Annotated in this window: 15 protein-coding genes and 3 pseudogenes; 11 read left to right on the top strand and 7 right to left on the bottom strand. The window is 58.2% G+C overall.

All coding sequences use genetic code 11. The features are described 5' to 3' along the window. On the bottom strand, positions 1 to 680 hold a 680-nt coding region (locus AC5ZFO_RS23945), incomplete at its 3' end, for an IS4/Tn5 family transposase DNA-binding protein (protein WP_496122710.1). A 217-nt stretch (positions 681 to 897) separates the two neighbouring features. Then, entirely contained in the window at positions 898 to 3,363 is a 2,466-nt protein-coding gene (locus AC5ZFO_RS23940) for a Ulp1 family isopeptidase (protein ID WP_496122709.1), read from the bottom strand. Positions 3,364 to 3,630: 267 nt separating this feature from the next. Here AC5ZFO_RS23940 and AC5ZFO_RS23935 point away from each other — a divergent pair, with 267 nt between their 5' ends. From AC5ZFO_RS23935 to AC5ZFO_RS23925, 3 genes and pseudogenes are all read left to right on the top strand, one after another. Continuing rightward, entirely contained in the window at positions 3,631 to 3,792 is a 162-nt protein-coding gene (locus AC5ZFO_RS23935; protein WP_496122723.1) for a hypothetical protein, read from the top strand. Positions 3,793 to 4,303: 511 nt separating this feature from the next. Beyond that, a pseudogene (locus AC5ZFO_RS23930) lies at positions 4,304 to 4,435 on the top strand (hypothetical protein); the annotation flags it as partial. Positions 4,436 to 4,569: 134 nt separating this feature from the next. Continuing rightward, positions 4,570 to 5,273 (top strand): annotated as a pseudogene (locus AC5ZFO_RS23925) (transposase). 1,741 nt (positions 5,274 to 7,014) lie between these two features. Here the strand turns inward: AC5ZFO_RS23925 and AC5ZFO_RS23920 are convergent. The 5 genes and pseudogenes from AC5ZFO_RS23920 to AC5ZFO_RS23900 form a co-directional block, all read right to left on the bottom strand. Beyond that, a pseudogene (locus AC5ZFO_RS23920) lies at positions 7,015 to 7,443 on the bottom strand (YopT-type cysteine protease domain-containing protein); the annotation flags it as partial. Continuing rightward, positions 7,403 to 7,588, bottom strand: a complete 186-nt coding sequence (locus tag AC5ZFO_RS23915; RefSeq protein ID WP_496122708.1) for a YopT-type cysteine protease domain-containing protein — start codon at positions 7,586 to 7,588, stop codon at positions 7,403 to 7,405. The gene AC5ZFO_RS23915 and the pseudogene AC5ZFO_RS23920, both read right to left, overlap by 41 nt. Positions 7,589 to 8,511: 923 nt before the next feature. Continuing rightward, the gene (locus AC5ZFO_RS23910) at positions 8,512 to 8,919 is read right to left on the bottom strand and encodes a DUF7694 domain-containing protein (protein ID WP_496122707.1); all 408 of its coding nucleotides are present in this window, start codon (positions 8,917 to 8,919) and stop codon (positions 8,512 to 8,514) included. Positions 8,920 to 10,921: 2,002 nt separating this feature from the next. Next, positions 10,922 to 11,227, bottom strand: coding sequence for a hypothetical protein (locus AC5ZFO_RS23905; RefSeq protein ID WP_496122706.1), 306 nt, complete (start codon positions 11,225 to 11,227; stop codon positions 10,922 to 10,924). 1,590 nt (positions 11,228 to 12,817) lie between these two features. Continuing rightward, on the bottom strand, positions 12,818 to 13,126 hold the full coding sequence (locus AC5ZFO_RS23900; protein ID WP_496122705.1) for a hypothetical protein: 309 nt from the start codon (positions 13,124 to 13,126) through the stop codon (positions 12,818 to 12,820). A 559-nt stretch (positions 13,127 to 13,685) separates the two neighbouring features. On the opposite strand from AC5ZFO_RS23900, the gene trpD reads away from it, so the two are divergent. From trpD to nolL, 8 genes are all read left to right on the top strand, one after another. Further along, positions 13,686 to 14,699 (top strand): anthranilate phosphoribosyltransferase, encoded by a 1,014-nt coding sequence (gene trpD, locus AC5ZFO_RS23895; protein WP_496122704.1) that lies wholly within the window; start codon positions 13,686 to 13,688, stop codon positions 14,697 to 14,699. A 259-nt stretch (positions 14,700 to 14,958) separates the two neighbouring features. Continuing rightward, positions 14,959 to 15,144: a hypothetical protein gene (locus tag AC5ZFO_RS23890; RefSeq protein ID WP_496122703.1), complete on the top strand. Its 186-nt coding sequence runs from the start codon at positions 14,959 to 14,961 to the stop codon at positions 15,142 to 15,144. 415 nt (positions 15,145 to 15,559) lie between these two features. Beyond that, complete coding sequence (locus tag AC5ZFO_RS23885) at positions 15,560 to 16,108, top strand: flavin reductase family protein (protein WP_496122702.1); 549 nt, start codon at positions 15,560 to 15,562, stop codon at positions 16,106 to 16,108. A gap of 537 nt (positions 16,109 to 16,645) precedes the next feature. Then, the gene (locus tag AC5ZFO_RS23880; RefSeq protein WP_496122701.1) at positions 16,646 to 17,770 is read left to right on the top strand and encodes a M20 family metallopeptidase; all 1,125 of its coding nucleotides are present in this window, start codon (positions 16,646 to 16,648) and stop codon (positions 17,768 to 17,770) included. A gap of 930 nt (positions 17,771 to 18,700) precedes the next feature. Continuing rightward, positions 18,701 to 18,964: a hypothetical protein gene (locus tag AC5ZFO_RS23875; RefSeq protein ID WP_496122700.1), complete on the top strand. Its 264-nt coding sequence runs from the start codon at positions 18,701 to 18,703 to the stop codon at positions 18,962 to 18,964. A 147-nt stretch (positions 18,965 to 19,111) separates the two neighbouring features. After that, entirely contained in the window at positions 19,112 to 19,492 is a 381-nt protein-coding gene (locus tag AC5ZFO_RS23870) for an AMP-binding protein (protein WP_496122699.1), read from the top strand. Then, the gene (locus tag AC5ZFO_RS23865) at positions 19,477 to 20,793 is read left to right on the top strand and encodes a preATP grasp domain-containing protein (protein ID WP_496122698.1); all 1,317 of its coding nucleotides are present in this window, start codon (positions 19,477 to 19,479) and stop codon (positions 20,791 to 20,793) included. Before AC5ZFO_RS23870 ends, AC5ZFO_RS23865 begins: the two co-directional genes overlap by 16 nt. A 652-nt stretch (positions 20,794 to 21,445) precedes the next feature. Further along, complete coding sequence (gene nolL, locus AC5ZFO_RS23860) at positions 21,446 to 22,546, top strand: nodulation factor fucose acetyltransferase NolL (RefSeq protein WP_496122697.1); 1,101 nt, start codon at positions 21,446 to 21,448, stop codon at positions 22,544 to 22,546. Positions 22,547 to 22,688 lie beyond the last annotated feature (142 nt).

Raw genomic sequence — 22,688 nt, 5'->3', positions numbered from 1 at the left:
TAAATATCGGCCTCACGATCACCGATATGGATGCACTTCGATGGCTTCTCAAAAAGCTCCGTGGATTGCTTGAGGTTCTCCAGCCACCGAATGCTCTCCTTGGTTTCAATGGGGATCCGTGTCAGGTTGACCTCGCGCCTGAGCGCAGCGACCCCTCTGAATTTCTTTCTGGTCCAGAACTTCACAGCACTGAGCCCCAGTGGAAGCCCATCGAGGGTCACGGCAAGGCTCGAATGCATCAAGATTCCGCATGTCGTGTACGTTTGGGGTTTTCCGTCCAATCTTCGAGAGTTGCCTTTGGGGATGCGCTTAATCATCCCGACTAGATCCGGGCGCTCCCTTTGATAGGTGAATTCGGTCGTATCATGCAGGACAAGAACAGGTCCTTTCGCAGCCGCGATACGTTTCCGCGTCGATTTAAAATGACCAGATAGGATGTCGGCCTCGCTTACTCGTTCATTGGAGAAGAAGCGATAGGCCGCCTTGGTATTCGCCCAGTCTTGGCAAACCATCGGAATGCTCTGTCCGATGTCTCCACCAATCTGCTCCAGCAGCATGCGAAATCTCTCGCCAAGTCGAGCGTCCTGGAATTCGCACCGCGCGGCTTCACGATCAAACCAGGTCACTGCGTCAGACGCCAAACAATGCGCCTCATCCTGGGCGCGTGAAGTCAGTCCCATAGAGCACCTCTTCTCGAATCAGGTGCCCATCAAAGAATCACAAGTGATTCTGGCGACTCAAGTTTTTCGGCTCAGTGCACCTCAAAAAATGTGGGTAATCGTAAGCTTCGTCGTATGCGTACTCAGCTCCTCACGTGAGACACTATGATGCTCTGCGAACACACCGTTTGCGGACCTTCGATCGGCGAGAAGCGCATTTCACTCGGTCGCGCCCTGTTCAGTTGAAGCCGACATTAGCGCCTAAACGGTCCCGCAGTGCCTGCCGACTGATGACAAGATTGTTGAGGTTCAGGTCCGGCGGTCGTGCTGCCAATCGCCTAACCAGTTCCCGGGTACCGTCCACGACAAAGACGCCGCAGTCATAACCGTTCTGCTGCTGTCTTATCGGCGCCTGTTGCAGGTTAGCGTCGAGCCGTCCTGCGAGTTCCGCTGCGGGCCTGTCATTGTATCCCTGAGTGGAGTCATAGTGATAGGCGACCGGCCGGCCCCGATCGCGGCGATCAACCAGCAGCAGCGACCAGTGACTGCCGCGCCGATGTCTATCCGTATCGCTGGCATCGCTTACCGGCAGGAACAGGAAGTCGGCTGTATCATGGCGAACCCAGCCTAATGCTCGTTCGGCGACCTCCTTGGAGGGGGATCGCAACATTTGGGCTATCAGGGGATCCACGAACCGCGTCCGGGCGGCGAGATCCGGATTGTTCTGCTGCAACTCCTGCGCCAAGAGCTCATAGTCCCGCTGAATATGCTCGTCACCCAGCCACTGCGTGGGGTCCAGCACGGGTCCGCTGCGGTGGCCGGAAGAGGCAACGGTAGCTGAGGGGCCGACACCCGGGACAGGAGACGGGCGAGGATGATGGAATTGCGCACCGCGGCGTTCTCGCGGCCCCAATGTGATCGAGTAGGTCTCACCGTTGATGGAGACCTGGGTTGGGCCGCTGAACTGGGTCGGCTGGACCCCGATGTTATCCAGGACATCGAGTAAGAAATCCGGCACCGGCTGGGAGCCATCCTGCCAATCCTCGTCGACTCGGTATCGGATGTCCTCAAGCTCCTGAACTACGCCCGACCGCCCGCCGAAGAACGCGGGTTTACCGGGAGGGCTGAGCAGCGGCGCTGACTGAGCATCGTCTCGCATCTGCTGCGGTGTGGACGGCAGATCAACGAAAGACTGAAGACCGCGGTAGATGTCTGACGACCGAGCTGTCGCGTCTGATGGCTCGGTGAAGAGGGGCGGTCTGCCGGCAGCCCCAGCCACCGGCGCTGATTGAGCATCGTCTCGCATCTGCTGCGGTGTGTACGGCAGATCAACGAAAGACTGAAGACCGCGGAAGATGTCTGGCGACTGAGCTGGCGCGTCCGATGGTCCGGTGAAGAGCGGCGGTCTGGCGGCAGCCCTACCTACCGGCGCTGACTGAGCATCGTCTCTCACTTCCTGCGAGGTGTACGGCAGGTCAACGAAAGAGTCGAGACCTCGGTAGATCGCCGACGACCCATCTGGCACCGCTTCCGGCGTCGGCCACTGAAAATCGTACGGCAGGTGCGGCGACCACGTTGAGTTCGACTCGCCACGCCGCGGCTCTCCACCCGCCTGGTCAGGGGAGACGCCCAGCGCAGCGTTCGCCTCGACGAGCCATAGGTAGCTCCGAAGACGATCGAAGCCCATGTCAGCGTTTCGACTGGCTTTTTTAAAGTCCGTGTGATCGTCGTTCAACGACTTTTGCTGCTCACCGGTGCCGGTGAGTCGGCTCACTATGCTCCCTCGCCCCTTCCTTTGGAGCCAAGCACCGAATCTTCGTTGGTTGCCGGCCCGATCTTGAACAACTTTCCTCCGGCTAGTCTCCTCGGGTTTGAGCATGCTCAGCTCTGCCTCTTCCAGGCCATCAATGATGCGGGCGTCATCGGGATAAAGATGCAATGTGGGCGACGGAACAGCATGGCCGCTGGGCTCCCGAGACGCACCGGCTCCGGAAACGTGCTCGGCATCGCCAACCTTGTTTAACGCGAACAATAGAAGCTCGTCCTTCGGGAACAACTTCTGAGCGAATTCAATCCGGGCAGCGTGGTCCAGCCCGGATATCGAGTAGCCCGCAAGATTAAGCGCGTTAGAAAATCTGCGAAGACTACGATCATGACGAGCAGCGCTGCCTGCCGTCATGCCACTGGCATTAAGCCGCTCTGAGAGGGGCGCGTCGTCCGCTGAGGGGATCGTGCGCGGCCGCCCGCCAGAAGCAGAAGCTACATAGCTCGGATCACGATACGCACGAAGGACACTCAACCCTTTCTTCATGTCTTCGTCCTTCGGGAAGTAAGTCTTGACGTGACGGACCAGGGACTCGTGGTCCCCCAGAACAATCGTTTGGCGATGAGCGCCAAGATGATTTCCAAGTCGGCGAAGCGCCTGAGTATAGCGCTTAACCGTCTTCTGGTTTGGCTTTTTCTGAGCCGCATATTTGGCAATCGCCTTATCGATAATGCCCCGATCTTCTGCAGAGAGATGGGGATGGGGATTGTGGTTGCGGCCGCCACCGGAGACAGGACCCCGATCGGGTGGGCGCGCCTCGGCCAAGTGCTGCTCAAAGCCCTCTTGCCCGGCATCGCCCCCCTGGTGCTGTTCCAAGACGGCGTGCTGCGCCTGGGACCAAGCTGTTACATTGGATGGATCGAAATTGTACGGGTCCACGCTAGCCTCACGTCCAAGAAATCAATTGAGCTGATCCTATTATGGATAGGCTTTCCAGAAGCTGACGAGGCCGTCGCGCGTGAAGCAATGCATCTCCACATCTGCAAAACGAAACTGCCCCGCTCTCAATCGTCGCGGGGCTTCATGGGTTTCAGGACCCGCCATCCTTGCCGCCGATGAAGCCTTCCGGCGGCATCGGAGCCGACGACTCGTCATTGCTCTGGTAGCAAAACGGCATACCGGCGGCTCCGCACTTGTCCGCGGTCGATCTTCTCCCGGCTGGAAGCGTATGCGACCGGTCGGTTCAGCGGCCATCAGCTGCGTAGGGTGCAGCGATTGCTGAAGAATTGGCGATCAAAGGCCGCTCGACAGCTCATCAGCAGCGCAGCGATCAAGCTAGCGGTCCAAGCTTCGTGTCTTAGGATCTAATCTCGACAGGTTCTTTCGTCGAATCACCGCAAGCCGCTCGCTCGCTACGGCGCTCTGGAGGGCACGCTTTCGCGGCAGCTGATTCAGGAGAGACTACGGTGCGCTTCGGTAACATTGTCATCTGAGGCAATATGAGTGGGCAGTTTTCCATGGCACGTGACAATCTCGTCATAGCAACGGCGCCGGCGCCAGGTAGGCCTGGATGGCTCGAGAGGCAGCCTTGAGCTGGCCAGGGCGCAATCTGTCAATCGAACTTGTAGGAGGCCTGGAAGAACGTACCCCAACGCTCCATGCTGTACTCCCGAATGTTAGCAAGTGATTGATGCACCGCTTTCGCAGTGCATGGAGTAGGCGTCCTTTTTGGTCTTCCACATGGCCGAATAGCGGCCACCAAGCCGAGGCTGATATTGTCGGTGTTGAAGTAGGACAGCACGCCTTCAAGCTGGAATCCGCCGCCACCACTGCCGTGTTGTTGAGAAAACGTGGTCACGGGGCGCGATAGATGATGGTCCCGCCGGCGCCGTTCCATGCCATCGCTCGGGGATGGGCTGGCCCGAGCCTCCTGGCCATGATCATGTTCGAAACTCTCGCTCAGCATCAGCCGCTCAACCGACAGGCCGAGCGCTACGCTCTGGAAGACGTGAACATTGGCTCGTAGACAACCCGTTGCGCCGCGCCGTCACCGACACCAAATCGTGGCCATACCTCTTCCAATGTCCAACGGCGCCGAGCGCCTGTCGAGACCACTTCCAATCGGGAGACTTTCGAAATAGGCGTATGGTCCGTCATACGCCTATGTCTTCATCCTTCATCATACCGCGCAAGGCGGTCCTCACGCTGAGCGATACGCCGATTGAGGGCGACTGGCCGCATCTGCGGATCGACGCCACTGACGTTGAGGTGCGCCAGAATAGTCGCATCGTGTCGATCGCGGTGATCATCGCCGTCGGCGTCGATTGCCATGGCCGGCGCGAGGTGTTCGGCATGGACATCGGCCCCTCCGAAGCCGAGACGTTCTGGGGTGCCGCATCCAGCTCATGCGCAACGCGCTGGCGAATGTCGGTAAAAGCTTCCTACCCGTCGTCTCCGCTTTCATGGCAACCGTCTTTAGCAAGGTTGATGCCGAGGCTGCAGGAACGCAGTGGCGGACGTCGCCGACCAACTCCGCCCCAAGCTGCCCAAGCTCGCGGGCTCCATTGACCGAGACTGAGACCGATGTGATCGCTTACATGACGTTCCCGCCCCAGCACCGAACAAAAAGCACTCTACCAGCCCGATCTAGGGCCTCAACGGCGAGATCAATCGGCGACAAAGGTGGCCGGCATCTTCCCAATGAGGACGCCATCGATCGCCTCATCGGTGCAATCCTGCTCGAGCAAAATGACAAATGGACCGTCCAGCGCGCCCGTTACATGACGCTGGAAGTCATCGCACCGCTGAGTGATGATCCCTCCGTCACCCTACCGGCGATCGCCAGCTGACCTCCCCGGCACCCGCCGCTGAACGCGGTGACCCGCCGCCAGTTGCACCATGACATGGGACACGATCTCATCGCATCATCTGCGTGACACCGGCCACAATATCGAGAAACGAGGAGTCCGTGAACAGTAAGCCTAGATCGGATCCCGTTTTGACTGGCGGTTTACGGTTATTTTGGCCCGCATGATGCGCTGACGCCCTTCCATTTTACGAACAATGCGAAGACACCGGGCTCGCTGTCCGCCGATGAAGGCGATCGAATCTCTCTGGGCCGCACGGGCGCATATGTTCGTGCTCGAGAAGAGACGGGTCACCTGTGACATCGAGGTATTCGACATCGTCCGACACACCGCCGACATCTTCCCGAGGACGCGACCGGCGGCATCGAGTAACAGTGAACGGCCGTTCGTTGGCCTGTTGTCGGATCACCTTCGAGCTTGATCGGATGGGCTCGGCTGTCGTCGAAGTCGCAGAGATAATGGATCGTCTTTCGTGAATGATGTCGCAGAGGCGCGCCTTGCAAATATCGATGGGATTCTGCTGACACCTTCTCGCGGCATGGCATATGCGAGTTTCACGACCTCTTTGAAGGGATCGGCTTATGTCTGTGCATGACGATACCCTTAAGTCGGACGTCCGCTGGACAAATGGGTGGGTTTCAGACAGGAGGGCATCGACCCACACCGGCCGCTTTCGTTTTGTGAATGGCGTCGGGTTCGTCAGCTTTCGGAAAGCTAGTCCGTGTACAGTGACGTCGAAGTTAGCGGCGCGTGGTAGGGACAGCGTTTGCCCTGTGTATGCGTGGGGCTTTTGGGCGCCGAGTCACGTTTCTGCTAACTTCAACCAGTGCGGCGTGGCAGGGACAGCATCTGATCCACCAGCTGACCAGCGCCGAGTCGCGCCCGCGCTGCTTCCGGTGTGAGACTGGGACCATATGTAACCACCGGACGACGTCTTCCAGATCAAGCTAATAGCCACCTTGCGGCCGCTCCGCGGAAAGGGGGCTCCGGGCCGGAAATCAGAAAATTGTTAAATGACCTTGTAGGCGGCTCGGTGCAAAGTTTGATCGTTAGGCTTGGAACGAACACAATGCATAGTGTTATCACTGTCGCTTCCGGTTTTGAGATCTTCATCAGATCCGGACGTCAGCGGAAGCGCAGCGACGAGGACAAGGCGCGGATTGTTGCGGAGCTCGTGGCGAGCGTCGACTCGGTCGTGCGCTGGTGCGACGGCACGCATTGTCGTCGACAGCAGCTGTTTGGCTGGATAGGTCCGTAAAGAAGTGGCCGGCGACGATTCCGAAGCAGACGATATACAGCTTGCGCCGGCCGTGTTGGATGCGTGATGCCCGCCCTTAGCCATGAGCGTAAGGGCTAAAGGCGTCGAAACCCACGAGGAGCTTAGCCAGCTTTCAGGCAAGCTCTAACGGGCCAACGGTCCTGCTTGAGTGCAAGCGCAGCCCATTCAGGCTTCGACGCGCGAGGGCACGAGCTCACCGGCCAGCCTCTCTCCGAACATTCTCCCCTCGCTGCACTACTCCAGAGAGCTTCCGTCGAGCGTGCCACTCCACCGTCCGAAGGGCCGCGGTGAGCTCCGCTACCACGTCGGGCGCACGTTCAGGGCACCACAATCCATGTTCCCTGCCGTGGTTGCACTGTCGGAGGCGATGCGGCTGTCCGGCATCGATCGCGAAAGGATCCACTCGCGGGCCTCGGCCAGGTCTGGTTGCAACCTCCGAAACACTCACGTCATCCTTGGTGTGACGAGAGTCGAGATATCATGTCGGTTCGGGTTCCTGTAGCGGTCGGCGAGACTTTTGAACAACTCACCCATCTGATCTGACCGAACAGTAAATTCCCCATAATTAGGATCAAAGAGGGTCGTCATTCCATTCGATGTCGACGTTGCGATTGTGTGGGCGCCACCTGCGGCGAAACGCAAGCGGACCAAATAGATCGACCCATCGTCAGTGACCTCATTCACGATCTGGTCAATGCGCGAAGATGTACCAAACCTATATCGCGTCTGTTCAGCGAACGGCTCTAGGCCGGCTTCGCGTAACATCGTACTTTTTGCCTGAAGGTTGTGAGACCCTTCCGCCCTATCGCTGCGCAACAGACTCTTGAGGTCTTCATACCGCTGCTGCCGCATTGCCGCTGAGCTGGGATTTTGAGTCCCCGGGCGCTGCGCTCATCCGGGATGAAGGGCTGCTCGGGATATTGAGGAGCCACTCCGCTGCCAATTCAACGCAGATTCCGTTGACATTGGCCTCGGGCAATTCAGCAGTCCTGTGTTCGAACAGAGGACGGATAGGCATCGCTGGAGAGGATGGATTTGAGCTGGAGGACAGAGGGTATGTGCTGGGTCCGAGGTGCTTGGACTGTAAATGATTGCATCTGAGGTATGTGGCTTGCTGCAGCAGAGCCCCATTTTGTCGGACAATTCCCCAGATGGCGGGCTCTCCCGTCGAGCGAGATCCGTCAATGTTTGAGCAGATTCGTAGCTGTCCGCCGACCGACTCGGTTCGTCAGCTTGTTTAGGGCGTGTGGATCGGCCACTAACTGGATTATACATGCCGGTTCGCCTGCTTCTTCAGCGTACGTTTCCTCAGAGCGAGCGCGGGCTGCTTACGCTCTGCTTGCGAATGTTATTCGCGGCAAGCTGATGACGAGCTGACAACCAGATAAGTTGGCGAAGCTACCGCCCCCCGCGCCTAATTAGTGTCTCGACCGTCTCTGCGAGCCCCGCTCCAGGTGCGGGGTAGTGCCGACGAGCTCATGACCGTCGCACAGCGACGGCAGGCCGACCTTGTGCAATTTCGGATGCAGTCAGGGTGGTGGGGCGACAGCGTCTTCGTCAAATTGAATTCGACCGTCTCGTTGGCCTCGATCTCACCATCATCGCGTTATGCCGGCGGTCGGCGCACACTTCTCGCTCCAAAGAGTGCGCAATTCGCGTCGTGATCGCCCAGTGATTGCCTTGTAGCCGGCCTTGGGCCCGGCGAGAGTTTGTTGTTGCTGCCGAACCGCGTTCAGCATGGCTCCGCCAGCTTTACCCGGATCAGTGCACTGTTCGCTGCTCCTAGTTGATAGCAGCTAATTCAGGCTCAGCCTCCCCGCGCACGGTAACGGGCGATCGATCCTGACATATATCCGCTTATGACGCCTCAATTCGGCGGCGCCGAATCGGTGCTTCTGCAGCCGCTCGGCTCTCCTTCCGCTCGGATATCACTTCAGTTCATCATGCTGTCGCGCTCATCCGCGCGAACAACATTGCTGCGTCTGAGGGCCCTAATCCAACGATGCCTACAAAGCTCGGCGGCGGCATCGGGATGTCCCGATGAGTGGGTCTCCACAGGTGAAGGCAATATCGGCTGTTATTCACATACTGCGAATGTGGCGGATGCAGTTGCATGACGCACTCCTCTTCATCCCAGAACAGGTCTTTGACAAAGCACATCTCTTCCCAGTTCGGACAGCGCCGCGGCGTCGAGACAGCGACATGCTCCCAGCCAGGACGGACGAATCCACTTATCTTTAGTTCACACCCGCAAGGCCCCTGCACAAAGAACACGCCGCAAGGGCCTGATCCCGGAACCGTAGCGAATCGGCCGTGTTGCACGCGGCCGGCCTCCAGCTTCTCTATCATTTGCGCTCGCACGCCCGCTCCTTTGCCTTTCGGATGGCCTTGAACTCGACGCAGATGACGTTGTCTCGCAACTCGTCAACCGGCTCGATCCTCGGCCGAGCGCTTCTATACCGCTCTTCAGTGCACCATCTGAGAAAGCCGCAGATGTCCATCATCACTCGTTCTCCTGTTACAGTCTTCTAACGCTCGCATTGTGGGCCGAACGCTCTCAGCGGGCCACTGATTGCCTGAGTATAAGCGGTAGTACGATCCGGGCGATGGCGAATTAGTTCGCCGATTGCACCTTCCCGCTCATAATGCAGCTCTGTCATCAAGCCCCTCTCACGCGAAGCGTCTTACTCATCGCTGCCGGCCAGTATTGGTCGCACCATCGCCGAGTAAAGCGCGCATCAGCAATACTAATGTCCGCCATCGCTCTCGCGCGCTTCAAGCAAGCGTTAGTGCCCATTCATGTCATGGCGACCGGCTTGAGCACAAGAAACTGGCGGCACCTCCTCTTCAATGAATTGGTCGTTATCATGGCATGCTCCGTATAGTGGGCCTTGACATTCACATTCCATGATGGCTCGCAAAGCCAACGATGTCACCAATTGATGCTTTGCGGCGATATTACTGCTTGGTGAGATCGTACCTGATCATTCACGGCTTTCTCGTCCAGTCTGAATAGTGCCAAGGCGCCATCTATGTGAACACGATTGAATTTTACGGCGGCGAGTCGCACCGGAGCCGCGGACGCCTGGCATGAACTGTCCTCGAGCTGATAACATCCAGCGGGTCGCCTGCATCTCGGTGTCTCTTCGTAAGCTAACGGTCAGAAACAATGATTAGTCGATCTCAATCAGGGCGACCGTCGGCAGATCTTCCCGCGTCACTACGATGCAAGTCCTAGCTCATTGTTCATGGTATGGCGCTCGCGTAGCACTGAGCCTTTTGCTGCCAATGCGGGTGTTGTCTTTCAGACATGGACGTCGCGAATCTGACCTCTGGCAGCGACTCTGCGTCCCCAAAAGCCCGACAGACGGGCTTTTGTTTGCATCAAGGCGGTGCCGACACTTCTGCGTCGTGGCATGTAGATTGCTGCGGTGACGGAAAGCGACCTTAACTGCACCGACGATACACGAGATACCATCGGCCGGATGCTCGCCGCGCAACGGACAACGCTTCTAATACTCTCCTTATGAAAGAGGACTGCGAGCTTATGAGTGGTACGAGGCATGCAAAGCCCAGCATTTTTCGGTGGACCAGCGCGACGTCTGATGAAATGACGCATTGGCGCGAACCAAAGCACCCACCGATCAAGCATTACGGCGCCGATTGTCGCTCCCGGCAGTCGCAAAGGAGGTGGAACCTTTGGCCGCTGGCCGCACTCCTCATAAATGCGCTGCTTTGGGCCGGACTCTACTGGATCATCGCACCGTTCTTCTGAAATAATCTCGCGGACGGCAAAGGCGCGAGGGGCTTTCCGACGCCTCTCGCATGCCGCGGCCGCACCGTATGCGCACCATCAATCGGACGTAGAGACCTCTTTCACAGACTTGATTCCAGCGCACACTTCGCGCGACTACCTGGAAATCCGCCCCTCGGACGAACGCAAAGGAAATATTGAGCCATGAGATATCTCGAATTGGCGAAACTGAATCCAAACACTGACCTGTAACAGCTCAACGTCCCCGCGCGGATGGCATCCGGGCTTCCGCGTCAACTGCGACGCATCGACTGCAAATTGAGGTCTAGGGTTGCGCATTTTCGTGATATGAGAAAAAGCTTTCGAGAAGCTGACTAAACAAGTAGGCCTGAAGGCGCGTTGGGCAGGCGGACTGCTCCGCCTCCACGTATATATGTCGCGATCTGGAGCGCGGCACAGGACGTCAGGATGCCCCGCCCTACGGTGCCCTCAACGTCCCTTCCAGGCACTGACTTGCTTGCTAAGCGACATTTGCGTGGCCATTGGGTCGGGTAGCGATCAACAGGCTGGGGCCTTTTGATGATCCGCAGCGACGCTTTACAGCTCTTCCTCGTGCCACGTATCGTCCTCGTCTTTGTGCATCTGCCACACGTGGGCGCGCCGGGCCAGCTTGTCGTATTCCACGGCAATTTTGAGCAGCCTGTCTTTGGCTTTTCCGTCAGCGAGCGCTTCCGCTTTCTTTCGCGTTGCTTCCGCACGGCCTCGCCAGTGCTCGGGTTGGTAGAGTTTGCTTTTCAGATTCATGCCGAGAGCATGCAATTCGCAGATCAAAGAAATGCGACACCGGCGCTCCGTATAATCACGTAACAGCGACGCTCGGGGGCCGAAGCGGACAGTCGCCATGCACAGCCGCTATTCTGAAACACCACAGTGCGCGTTGCAGCCGAGGCTCGTACGAAGAATGCACAGCCCCGACATTCTCAGACGGTCGGACGCACGAAGGGGCTTGAATCGTACGTAGCGTTAGATTGTACGATCCTCGACAAGCGGGAACCACGTCCGACAATCCAGACCGTTCCGGACACGTCATGAGAATTGCGAATGTTTCAAACATCTAAACTCACCGGGCGCGGCTCGATCAGGACGATAAGATCCTCCGGGTGCATCTTTGTCCGCGCTTCGTCGGAGCTGTTCCTGTCGCGGCTGGACGAAATCGCGCGTTTCGAGCTCTGTACGGCAGGCGCTCCCATCACCGTAGCCTCACCGGAACGGACGCAAGACGGAGGCTCCATCCCAGATACCCCACCCAACGTCTTCATAACGCGGAACACAGGCGCGATTACACCAAACATAGTCTCGGCGTGCGCCATCATGGTTCGCTCTGAACGATCGAATGCATCATCAACAGTGGCTTGAGCGGACCTGCGCTTTTGCCTGCTCTCTCTGCCTGGCGATAGCTGGCCCGCCCCTTCAACCCGGCGTGACGCCGGCCACGGCGTCATTAGTCGGTTGGCGGTAGGCTGAGCCGGAGTACCTAAGCACAAGTCAGGCCCAAGCAATGCGTCGCGACATCCAGGCATGCACCGAATCACCGGAAGCTCCAGAATGATCACTTGCTGGGCCAGCTCAGCCGCAAGTGCTTCCACTCTTCGTGGTGCTCCGCCACTACAGCAGGTGTCCTTTCTGTCGTGCCGGACAGATGGCCAGCACCGTACGGACCGCAAAAGCGGAAGAACGAGTATGCCGGCACCGTACTTAAGCAGTTCCGGCCTGTTTCCTGGTTGACAGGTCATGCTGCGCTTCGCGCAGGAAGAACAATAACGCAGCCACACGGACTTGAAGGGATATCATGACTCAAAATCAACGAACTCGTTTGACTTCGCGCCTCACAATCTACCACTGCGTCAGCGCTCTTGTCGTCGCAATGACAGCTGTAATCCCCGGGCCTGTCAACGCGCGTGATCAAGCGCCGACCGCAGAAGAGAAAGAGGCTTGCATGGAGGACGTATTCCGCCTTTGTAGCAGCCACATACCAGATCGCGCCGCTATCACTGCCTGCCTCAGATCCAAGCAAGCGAGCCTCAGTCAGCAATGTCGCTACGTGATCTCCGTGCGAGACACTGGCAAGAAAAGCAGCGACTCGAAGTGACGATGTGGCGACCTGTTCGTTTGCCGTATCCGCAGAAGTGGTCCCAGCGTGACCTGCAGGACGGTCACCCAAGGTTAGGTGGCGAGCATGGCTCGCCTACAATTGACCAACGCTGTGGTAATCGCGCTTTGTCCAGATAGGCGAATGCACAAATTACCCTTCGACGCGGTTCTGATTGCCAAATAGGAGTGAGTTAGCCGCACGTATCATAAAAGCGTTGCGCTAGCTTCGAATTCGTTCTGCAATTTCCTGACATGAGGTTGACGCGGTGCCCCTCTTCGAGCGCGAATATTCGGTGCAGTGCCGTTCCCAGAAGATCATCCAGGAAAGCCCTCGCCATCGCATCACCAGAATTGCGGACCCGGATTTGCGAGACCGCCATCGGCAAGTTCCTGGTATCCGCGGATTTCCTGACGAGACCGGTCCGCGAAGCGGCCGGCGCCGTGCCCGAGCTTCACGCAGCACTCGACAGTTGGCGCGGCGCCCTCATGCACACCAGCGTGTCGGGCAGCACCAGTGATTACTTCGCAAGCTCCCATATCCACGCAACTGCGATTGCCCGCGGTGTCGTTGATGGCTTCCACCAACCAGCGAAGACCTCGATCGACCGAGTGGCCCTCGAGCCGCCCGCTTTTGGTGCGTCCGAACTCCACGAGATCACTCCAACGTGACGCGCGGACCGGCTCACCGCCTCACGCGGGCGGATCAACGGACGCGTCCACCCTCATTTACAATCAGGTGGGGTTATTTTGTAGAGCCAGCTGAGATCGGGCTCGATCTACCCAGTACCGATGGCCTTGAAGCAGGTAGAGGAAGCCGCTTTAACGCTTCATCACGGCGGCGCCGGGAGGCTAAAAGGCTTTGAAGGATGCGGTGATCCGGCCGAAACACCGCGGTAAAGAGTCCGCTGCGGACGCGGCAAGCGGGCGCGAGACAGTGTCATCGGTCCTGCGACAAGCAACTGCAGTGTTCTAACTGGCCGACGATCTCCTCTCGACGGCACCACCGAAATGGAGAGCTTGACCCTCACGTAGCGTCAGGTTGTAGCCTCGCCAAGTGTGCCCACACTCAACCGACTGCCGCCTCAAGCGTCAATGAGGCCATGCCGCGTGGGGCGGGCCGCTGCATCAAGGCAATCGGTTCCGGGTCTCTTCAACGATGTCTCGCTGAACGGAAGAGCCCGAGGTTTGAACAGGGAACGTGTAAAGTTCGATGGAAGTGCTTAGATCGATCATCGGCAAAGTTGCCACGGGCGCCACTCTGACGCGTGAGGAAACTGCGTCAGCCTTCGACAGCATGATGTCGGGTTACGCAACTCCCTCGCAAATCGGTGCCTTGTTGATGGGGATGCGGGTCCGGGGCGAGACGGTCGAAGAAGTCACGGGTGCCGCCTCGGCGATGCGGAATAGAATGCCGCCGGTCGAGGCGGCATGCGAACCCGTCGGTCTCGCTAGCACGAGCGACACCCTGACGAATTCGGTCAACGTGTCGACGTGCGCTTCCTTCATCGTCGCCGGGGCCGGTATTCCTGTCGCCAAGCATGTCAACCGCGCTGGGTCTTCGGGTTCAAGCGCCGCAGACGTGTTGGCGCGCCTCGGTGTGAAGGTCGATCTCAAGCCTGAGGCCATCGCACGTTGCGTGCAGGAAGCCGACATCGGCTTCATGTTTGCGTCAGCCCATTATCCGGCGATGCAGCGCATTGGGCAGATCCGGAACGCAGTTGGAACCCATACGATCTTTAATCTGATCGAGGCTCTGTGCAACCCGGCCCGGGTCAAGCGGCGGATCGTTGGGGTATTGTCTCCCGAATGGGTGCAGCCTCTGGCGCACGTCTTGAAGAACCTTGGTGCCGAGTCGGTATGGGTTGTTCATGGCTCGGACGGGCTCGACGAAATAACCCTCGCCGGCCCAACGTTTGTTGCTGCGCTTGAGGCGGGTATAATCCGCACCTTCGAAGTGACGCCGGAACAAGCCGGGCTCCGCCGCTGCCGCAACGACGCGCTGGAGAGGAGCGATGCGGACGCTAATGCCGCTGCGCTGAAACATGTGCTTGATGGCGTACCGGGTCCATTTCGCGACGCCGCGCTTTTGAACGCGGCGGCGGCGCTGGTCGTGGCCGGGCGGGCCTCCACACTGCAGGAGGGCGTAGCACTTGGACAAGAATCACTTGATCGCGGCGCCGCGGCCGCTCGACTGAAACGCCTGATCGCGATTTCGAACGCCTGACAGCCGAGCTGGCCGATGTTCCAGTATTGCGACCAAGTCTGCTGCTCACGAGCGCGAAAATATTGCAGCCATGAATGCACGTCACTTCTGCGGGATTTCGAGGAGCCTGCGCCGCCTGCGCTCGCCCTGACGAAAGCAATTCGCGCTGAGCACGAGGCGCGAGGGCCAACTTTTTTGTCGACGAGAGCCTGTTGCAGCCCGGGTTGCCGAGGTGAGGACCCGCGATGAAGCGCGCGCTGCGCACCAAAGGAGACAATCGATGATGTCCTGGCAGAGGATTGAAACACTCGGATCTATTGCAGTGATAGAACACATCATTCGGAAGTTTCGGGAATTGATCGATACAGATAGCTCGATCCCGCCGGAGCTGCGGGCTGCGCTGCACGCGACGCTTGATGAGCATCTTCTCAAGGCAAAAACACGTGTTCTCCTAAAAGTACATTAGGTGCGCCGATGCGGTCTACATGCTTAGAAACTTTGGCAGGCGCGCTCCGGTACCGCAATCGGCATCATCCCGTCTGCACGGGGCCCAGCGAAGTTCCAGCCCAGCGGATCGGATCGCGACCACCGCTCCATGTGCACTGGCGCGTCGCCGGGCTGCTCTTCGCGGTTTGCTGTTTGATGGGAGCCCTGTTGAAACAGTGGCGGCGGCGATTCTCAGTTCTGCCGCTGCGATCGCCATCCGGCGTAACGCGCCGAGATATTGCAGTCCGTCCGGTCATGACTGTAGCTGATCCAGAGGACATCGAAGTCACACCTCGTCTCAATCTGAGCCGACTCGTCACGCAATTTCGACACCGGGTACCGCATTACAGGCCCAATAGAGATCTAAGTCGTCTCTGGGTTTGGAGACACTAGAAGTGGGGTTCAACGCAGAGGCTGATCATGAGCCACCAGTCTCTCCTGCGATTCGGGATGTGCCGTCTATCCAACCGGCAGAGTTCCGTCATGCCATGCAAAGCCTGGCGAGCGGTGTCGCCATCGTGACGACCGGGACGGCAGCCGGACGACGTGGACTGACGGTGAGTTCTGTGACGTCCATCTGCATGGAGCCGCCGTGCCTGGTCGTTGGCATCAATGCCCGCTCCGAGGCACATGATGAGATCCTTGCCAACGGCAGCTTTGGAGTCAGTGTTCTCCGCAGTGACCAGGAGGAACTTGCCCTGCGTTTTGGCGGTGGTGAGGGGGCGAAAGGCGTTCACCGCTTCGATACCGCGCCCTGGGATCAGGGCGTCCTCGATGTACCGCTATTGCCCAACGCATTTTGCGCGCTCGAATGCGTTTTGTATGACCATAAGGTGCTTGGCACACACACCGTCTTTATCGGACGAATTATCGCGACCCAACAAAGCGATGGAAATCCATTGATCAATATCCGGGGCGCGCTTCGTACTTTGCTGCTTGACTGAGTGCGGTTTTTGCGCAGATCCCGTCGGGAGAGCAGAACGGTCGATGGCCTCAATCCCTGGTCGCTTCCACGACAGTCATCGAACAATTGCTCGGGCTGCGACTGGTTTCACAGATTAGAGCTCGCATTGAAAGGTCTCATCAGCTCCGGCGATTTCGGCGCTTCGCCTGTCGTGCTATGCTGGCGCCGGTCTGCGACCTCCCGCGTCGAGACGCGTGCGGGTTACCTGGTCTGGACAATGCGTTTTGCCGATATCGCAATAAGGTCCTGATCAGAACCAATCTCAGCTCACCAGAACGTCCAACTCCAGTACGGCCTCGGCTGCATAATCCCGTCGAAAACTACCAGCTTTGGTAGATCAGTTGTGATCGACAGGCGAGTAGCATCGTTGCCGCAGCAGGATCGGGTTCAGAGGCACGCCCCGGGTCACAACGGTTGGCGCTTCTCTAGAACTTCGGGCTCGATTCTGATGTGAGGGACACGGTGATGTTATGATCTTGCGGAAGCGATGACAATTCGAATAAGGCGTCAGACAACTATGTCCAGCAACGCGTTCGAAATCGCCCGGATTCTCGAGGGCATTCGCCGCTGGGTCCTGATCGAATCTCCAACGGAGCGGCCGGATCAGATCAACAAACTGGCTGATGTTGTCGCAGCAGGTTATCGCGACCTGCCGGCCAGCGTCGAGCGCGTTGCGGGGCGTGACGGCTGCGGCGATCATTTGGTCACCCGCTCTTCTTGGGGGCAAGGCGTACCAGGCATTCTGGTGTTGAGCCATCTCGACACAGTTCATCCGATGGGATCAATCGAACGGCTACCATTCAAGATCGAGGGCGACCGTGCGTTCGGCCCCGGCATCTACGATATGAAAGGCGGTGCCTACCTCGCCTATCACGCATTCCGGCAACTCTGCGCCGATGATGCACGCCCGCCGCTCGGCATCACCCAGCTCTACGTCTCGGACGAAGAGATCGGCAGCCCAACCTCGCGCGCGCTGATCGAGGCCGAGGGCCGCAAGGCCAAATACGTACTGGTGACCGAGCCGGCCCGCGACGGGGGCAAGGTCATCACGGGGCGCAAGGGCGTTGCGCGCTTTGACGTATTCATCAAGGGCGCGCCCGCGCATGCAGGTACGCGCCCCGAGGACGGCCGCAGCGCGATTCGGGAACTCGGCCATGTGATCCAGACGCTGGAGGCGATGAACGATCTCACGCGCGGTATCACCGTCAATGTGGGCGTCGTCCGCGGCGGCACCAGGCCCAACGTGGTCGCGGAACTGGCCTATGCGCAAGTCGACATGCGCGTCCCGACCATGGCCCATGCCGAGGAGCTGGTGCCGAAGATTCGCGGCATCAGCTCGCGCACCGAGGGCGTCAGCGTGAAGGTATCAGGCGAATTGAACCGTCCGCCATATGAGAAGACCAGCGCCGGTGCCGCACTTTACGCACACGCCAAAAAGCTCGCCGCCGAGCTTGGCTTCGAGCTGCTCGACGCGTTCAGCGGCGGCGGCTCCGACAGCAATTTCACCGCGCCGCATACCGCGACCCTTGACGGCCTTGGCGTGGAGGGCAAGGGCGCGCATACGCATTATGAGCAACTCTACATCTCGTCGATTGAACCTCGCGCGCGGTTGCTGTACCGCCTGTATCAGACGCTGCGATAATCCCGGCGCCAGGCGAAGTCAGTGACCGCGACGTGCGTTTGATGACGGCTGCCGGCACATTCGCAGGATCGTTCCTCGCCCTCCCCCAAGGGCTACAGACTGCGCCCCCATCAGGCCGACCTCACCAGCGTCGGATAGAAGTGACTGAGCTATCCAATGACGGCAGCCGCGGGCAATCGGCTGCAAAGGTAGCGAGCACTTGGTCGCAAAACGAGCGTTTCCGACAATAGGCTTGTCGGCAGCGACCCTGATCTCAACGGGAGACGAACTTTCTTGACGCAAATCGCAGAGATGAATGCGTGCGGCACCAGACCGGCCGGCGGCCCAATTTGAGAGCTTGGCCACGTCACACGGCTGCATAAAAGGGCTTGAATCGGACGTAACGTTAAGTTGTACGGTCTGGAGGTGGGCGCCTATCTCGGTCTGTGGCCGGGATTGTGAAGGATTGCGATGTCTCAGCTGGTCAGATCCCCGTCCCCATGGTCGGTCATGAACTTCATCCCCGTGGCCGGTCGGTCGGAGGGGCTCTGCAGCGAGTCCCGACTGCGACGCTATGGCTCGAACGTAGCTTTAAATGGCTCGCCATTCCGGAAGCGAGACTATGTGGCTGTTCTGGGCCGGGGCACCAGAGCCGACCAGGTCAGAATTGACCGACGTAAACCTCCATCCGAAACCCCTAAGTGGGGAACGCTGCTTCCCGGCTCTGAACCAAGCCCCTCCTCTGGCGCGACATCGCGCCAAAATCAGTTCGCCGAACCGGCCTTCCGCTCGGTTCAAACTGCTTTCCCGTGGTGGCAAGGCATTTCCATCGCGCAAAGGTGCGACAGACGGCGGGCCTACTCAGGTTTTCAAAGAGCCTGAGCTGCAATTGTCGCTCCGCGTGACCAGCGCGGCATCGGAAGATATTGCTTGGCATTATGGAGCAGCAAGTTGAAAGAGCCCGACGGCCTCAAGAAGGTCCTGTTGATCGACCATATTGAAGGCCAATGCCGTTGCATCATCGGCTTCAAAGATGGAGATGCCAGAGAGGCCTATATGTGCGGCGAGCCTGTATATCAAAGACGCGGCAAGAAACTGTCTTCGTGGTGTGTCTATCACTACGGACAGATGCACACGACCGCCGCCCAGCAGCACAGAGAGAGTGATCAATCAGTCGAGATCCCTCAAGCAGTATCCATTGTTCGCAATCCATGAGAATCATCAAAAACCGGGTCCTACCAAGGCCGTGTGATCATAGCCTGTACAAGGGCCAACCGAAGCATGTGATCGGGGCCTCGCCAAGCAGTTCCGGGTTGCGGCGGAAGCAACTCGCGGCGAACGTACTGTGCGGGTCTGACGTCCATGAATAACGAGTTGGATCTCTGCAGCCTGATCGAGCGAAACGCTGCGTATGCTCCCGACAAAGCTGCGATCCATTTCGAAGGGCAGACTCTCAGTTACGTCAGCCTCAACCGACAGACTGCGCGGATCGCTCGCCTTCAGAGCCAGCTCGGCGTCCGGAGGGGAGACCAGATCGCGATCCTCAGCTTCAGCAGGCCGAATTATCTGGGGATCCAATGGTCGATGCGAAAGCACCGACCTATCCTCTCTCGGAGCAGGACGGCGCGAAATCAAGCTTCGATCAGTGCCTCACCACGACGCAGCAAGTTCAGCGTTGTTGCATCACGATCCCTGTCCGATCGCGTCCAAATGCCCGGAGGTCCCGGATGCCGCGGATCCTGATCATGAATGCCGGTACGGCTCAAATGTCGGGCGCCGATCTGACACCAGCTCAACTTTCGCTGGCCGCCAACTCGGCATACCGTTCAGCGTGGTTTGCTCAGGAGGGTGACCTGATAGTCTCCCCGGTAGTCATCCCGGCGGATCTGCTATCCTTCATTGGCGCGACGCTCGATTTCGACGCATCGAGTCTCTGTCTGCTTGTACCTCAAGGCGGCGGCCAATCGCCGGTGCTTGATGATTGCACACTCCTGTCCAAGACTGTTGTTGAGCAAATCAACAGACATATTCGTCAGAAATCAACCTGGCGATTGTATCCCTGCTACTCTACTGAAGGCGTCGCACGCCTGGCTGCCATCCTCGGCATACCGCAGACCGGCGACGACTTCGCTCTGCAGCGAGGGCCTGATCTGTTGAACCGCAAGAGCCACTTCCGTCAATTGGCGACAAGCGTCGCACTTCCGCTGCCCAATGGATCTGTCACGACGGACTCAAACGAACTATTCAGAGCGGTCACTTCCCTCAGAACCGAGACCGGCAGCGTCATTGTAAAGCTGGACAATGGAGCGGGCGGAGTCGGAAATATCATCCTGACCGGCAATGAAAGCGATCCACTACCTGGGGCAAGAGATACCCGGCGGATTCCATGGCCGTCGTTTGATCCTGACGCGCTTTGGTCTGAGATGACAACGGCATCGTGTAAGACGCTGGTCGTGGAGTCATACCATCTGGCCAAGTCTTTGTTCTATCTCGAGTATGAAATCGAGGATGATGGCTCAATCGTTTTCATGAACAGTGGAAACATACGTCTGCGTAAAAGCACGGATCAATCTGAAAGAGCTCTGATCTGGACAGGACTTGAGCTTCCAAGCGACCTGGGGAACGAGCAATGGTTGACTGCCCAGGCGCATGCCTACCGATTTGTAGCGCTTGCGCGAAACCTGGGATATCGCGGAATGATCAACATTGACGCCATTTTCGCTGATGACGGACGGTTGCTGTTTAATGAAGCGAACGGCCGTTGGGGTGGCGGCTCGGTGTTACACAGCATTGCCGTCCGGCTGCTGGGCTTCGACTATTCCGGTTGCAACGTTATTCTATCCGTAAGAGATGTTCGATCAGGATCCCTCCGAACAGCGCATGATCGTTTGGTCAAGGGAGGATTTCTGTTCGACCGCACACGCAAGGAGGGCGTGATCCCGCTTGCCGCCGACCAAGCGGCTGGCACGGCGGAGTGCCTTGTGATTGCGCGCGATAGGCCCGCGGCCCGCGATCTGCAGCACCAGCTACTGCGAATGGTTTGATTGATCCCAGCGACCATATCTTCAACCGCTCAATTCATCGGAACTTGTCCCTGCTTTCGATCGCGCGCGGTACCTGACCACGCGACGTGAATGTCTGCCTCATCTCGCTCGAGCTCTGTCAGCCCCAATTCCGACCAGCCTTAAGTCGCTCCTGAAGTGCTGGCCGATCGTCGATGAGGTGCTCGAGGTGCAGCGCGATAGCCAATCAACCAGAGCTCCCCACGGCGTTCGACATCAGACGACCGAGGCCGACAGAGGATGGCGTTCCCGGCAACATGCTCGAATCAAAGTTAGACGGGGTGGGCAGCGACCAGCTTGAGATGGACCTAGCAGTTTCCCGTCTTGCAGCTTGCTCTATCTCCTGCGCCTGCTCAGGGTTGATTGACATCGACAACTGTGGACGGTCCTCCAACATTCCCCAACGGCCCGCTCGATCCCGCCGGCGCCAACAAGGCGACGCATTTCATGACCTGAAACGGCAAACCTTCGTATTACTCGTTCCCTCTTATTTATACCGATCAACCGCCTTCATATAATTGAACATTGGTGCCCAGCCAGCTATCGGAGCGTAGCCTCTCGATGGCAATTGCCTCCACAATGTCAGTCGGATCGATCCCCATGGAGCAAAGCTGCAGCAACGAATGATTGAACATTGCGAAATTTAACCGGATCGACTGCGCCTGGTGCGCCAGAGGCGAACGATCGCGATCTAGCTTTGGATTTCGCCAAAGGAGTGCTGATCATTTTGGTGATCGTCGGTCACCTCATCCAGTATATCCTCTACCGAAATGAAGGCTTCTGGGATTCGCCATGCTTCAAATGGATCTACATGTTCCACATGCCTCTCTTTATGGCGATAAGCGGATATCTTGCTTGCCGTGCGCTGTTGCGAAAGTCGTTGGCGCAGGCCGTCGGCGATCGGGCGATGCAGCTCTTGCTGCCCATGCTGTTTTGGTACGCTCTCCTGGAGACAGCAAAGTGGGCTGTGCTTCCCCGCGCGCCTGACGCATCGGGCGACATTTTGCCATTTCTATACGATGTTACCGGCGCGTACTGGTTCATCTGGGCAGCGTTCGTTTGTTTTCTTCTCGTTAAACTTCTTTCGATCTTCGATCATTGCTCGCCCTGGATCTTGTTCGTATCAGTCGTACTGGTCGCGCTTGCGCCCGTGACATTCTCCATATTTCCTCTTATAAAGTATACTTACCCGTTTTTCTGCCTGGGCTTCTCATTTGCCCAGTCGAGAGACCGCTGGACGCGCATAACACGCTCTCACAAGCTGCTCTTGATCGCGTCTCTCTGCATAGCGGCACTGGTGTGTTTTCTAGCCTGGCAGAAGGACACTTACGTCTACAACAATCTCGCCCTGGTTCAAGATATGCTGTCGGCGAAGAACGTGCTTCTGATGCTTTTTGGCTCTGCGGCAGCCTCAGCGATCATGATTGAGCTCTTCTTGCAATGCTGGAGATTTGGCCGCTCAAATCGAGTGGTCTGCTTTATCGCCGTGGAAATAGGACAGAGCACGCTCGTGCTGTACTTGATTCAGGGTACGGTATTTCGCCTCATGGATTCGATACAGTACGCAGAGCCTTCGGATCTCACAACCAGGTTGGCCGTGGCGGGTATTCTAGGGGGAGCGATTGTTCTCGTCACGCTGATGGTGCGCCGAATCGTGCGCGACATTCCCTATCTGTCTCAGCTCATTCTAGGAGCTTCACCTCGCGCCCTTCGTCCAGCGGGTCAGCCCGCATAAGTAGACTGTAGCCGAAAATCCGGTCAGAAGCCCCTAGATCATCGGAGAGCCGGCTCCCGGTTCGCTCTTCCCAGCCTCCAGCCGGCGCGTCGTAGTCGCTCTGCATAGTGATTATGACGGGCTGCGTCGGACGGCGGTCAGA

It is taken from the genome of Bradyrhizobium sp. Unk1, from assembly GCF_059512345.1.
The sequence above is the reverse complement of the archived record's forward strand: the minus strand, read 5'-3'. Positions and strand labels throughout refer to the sequence as shown.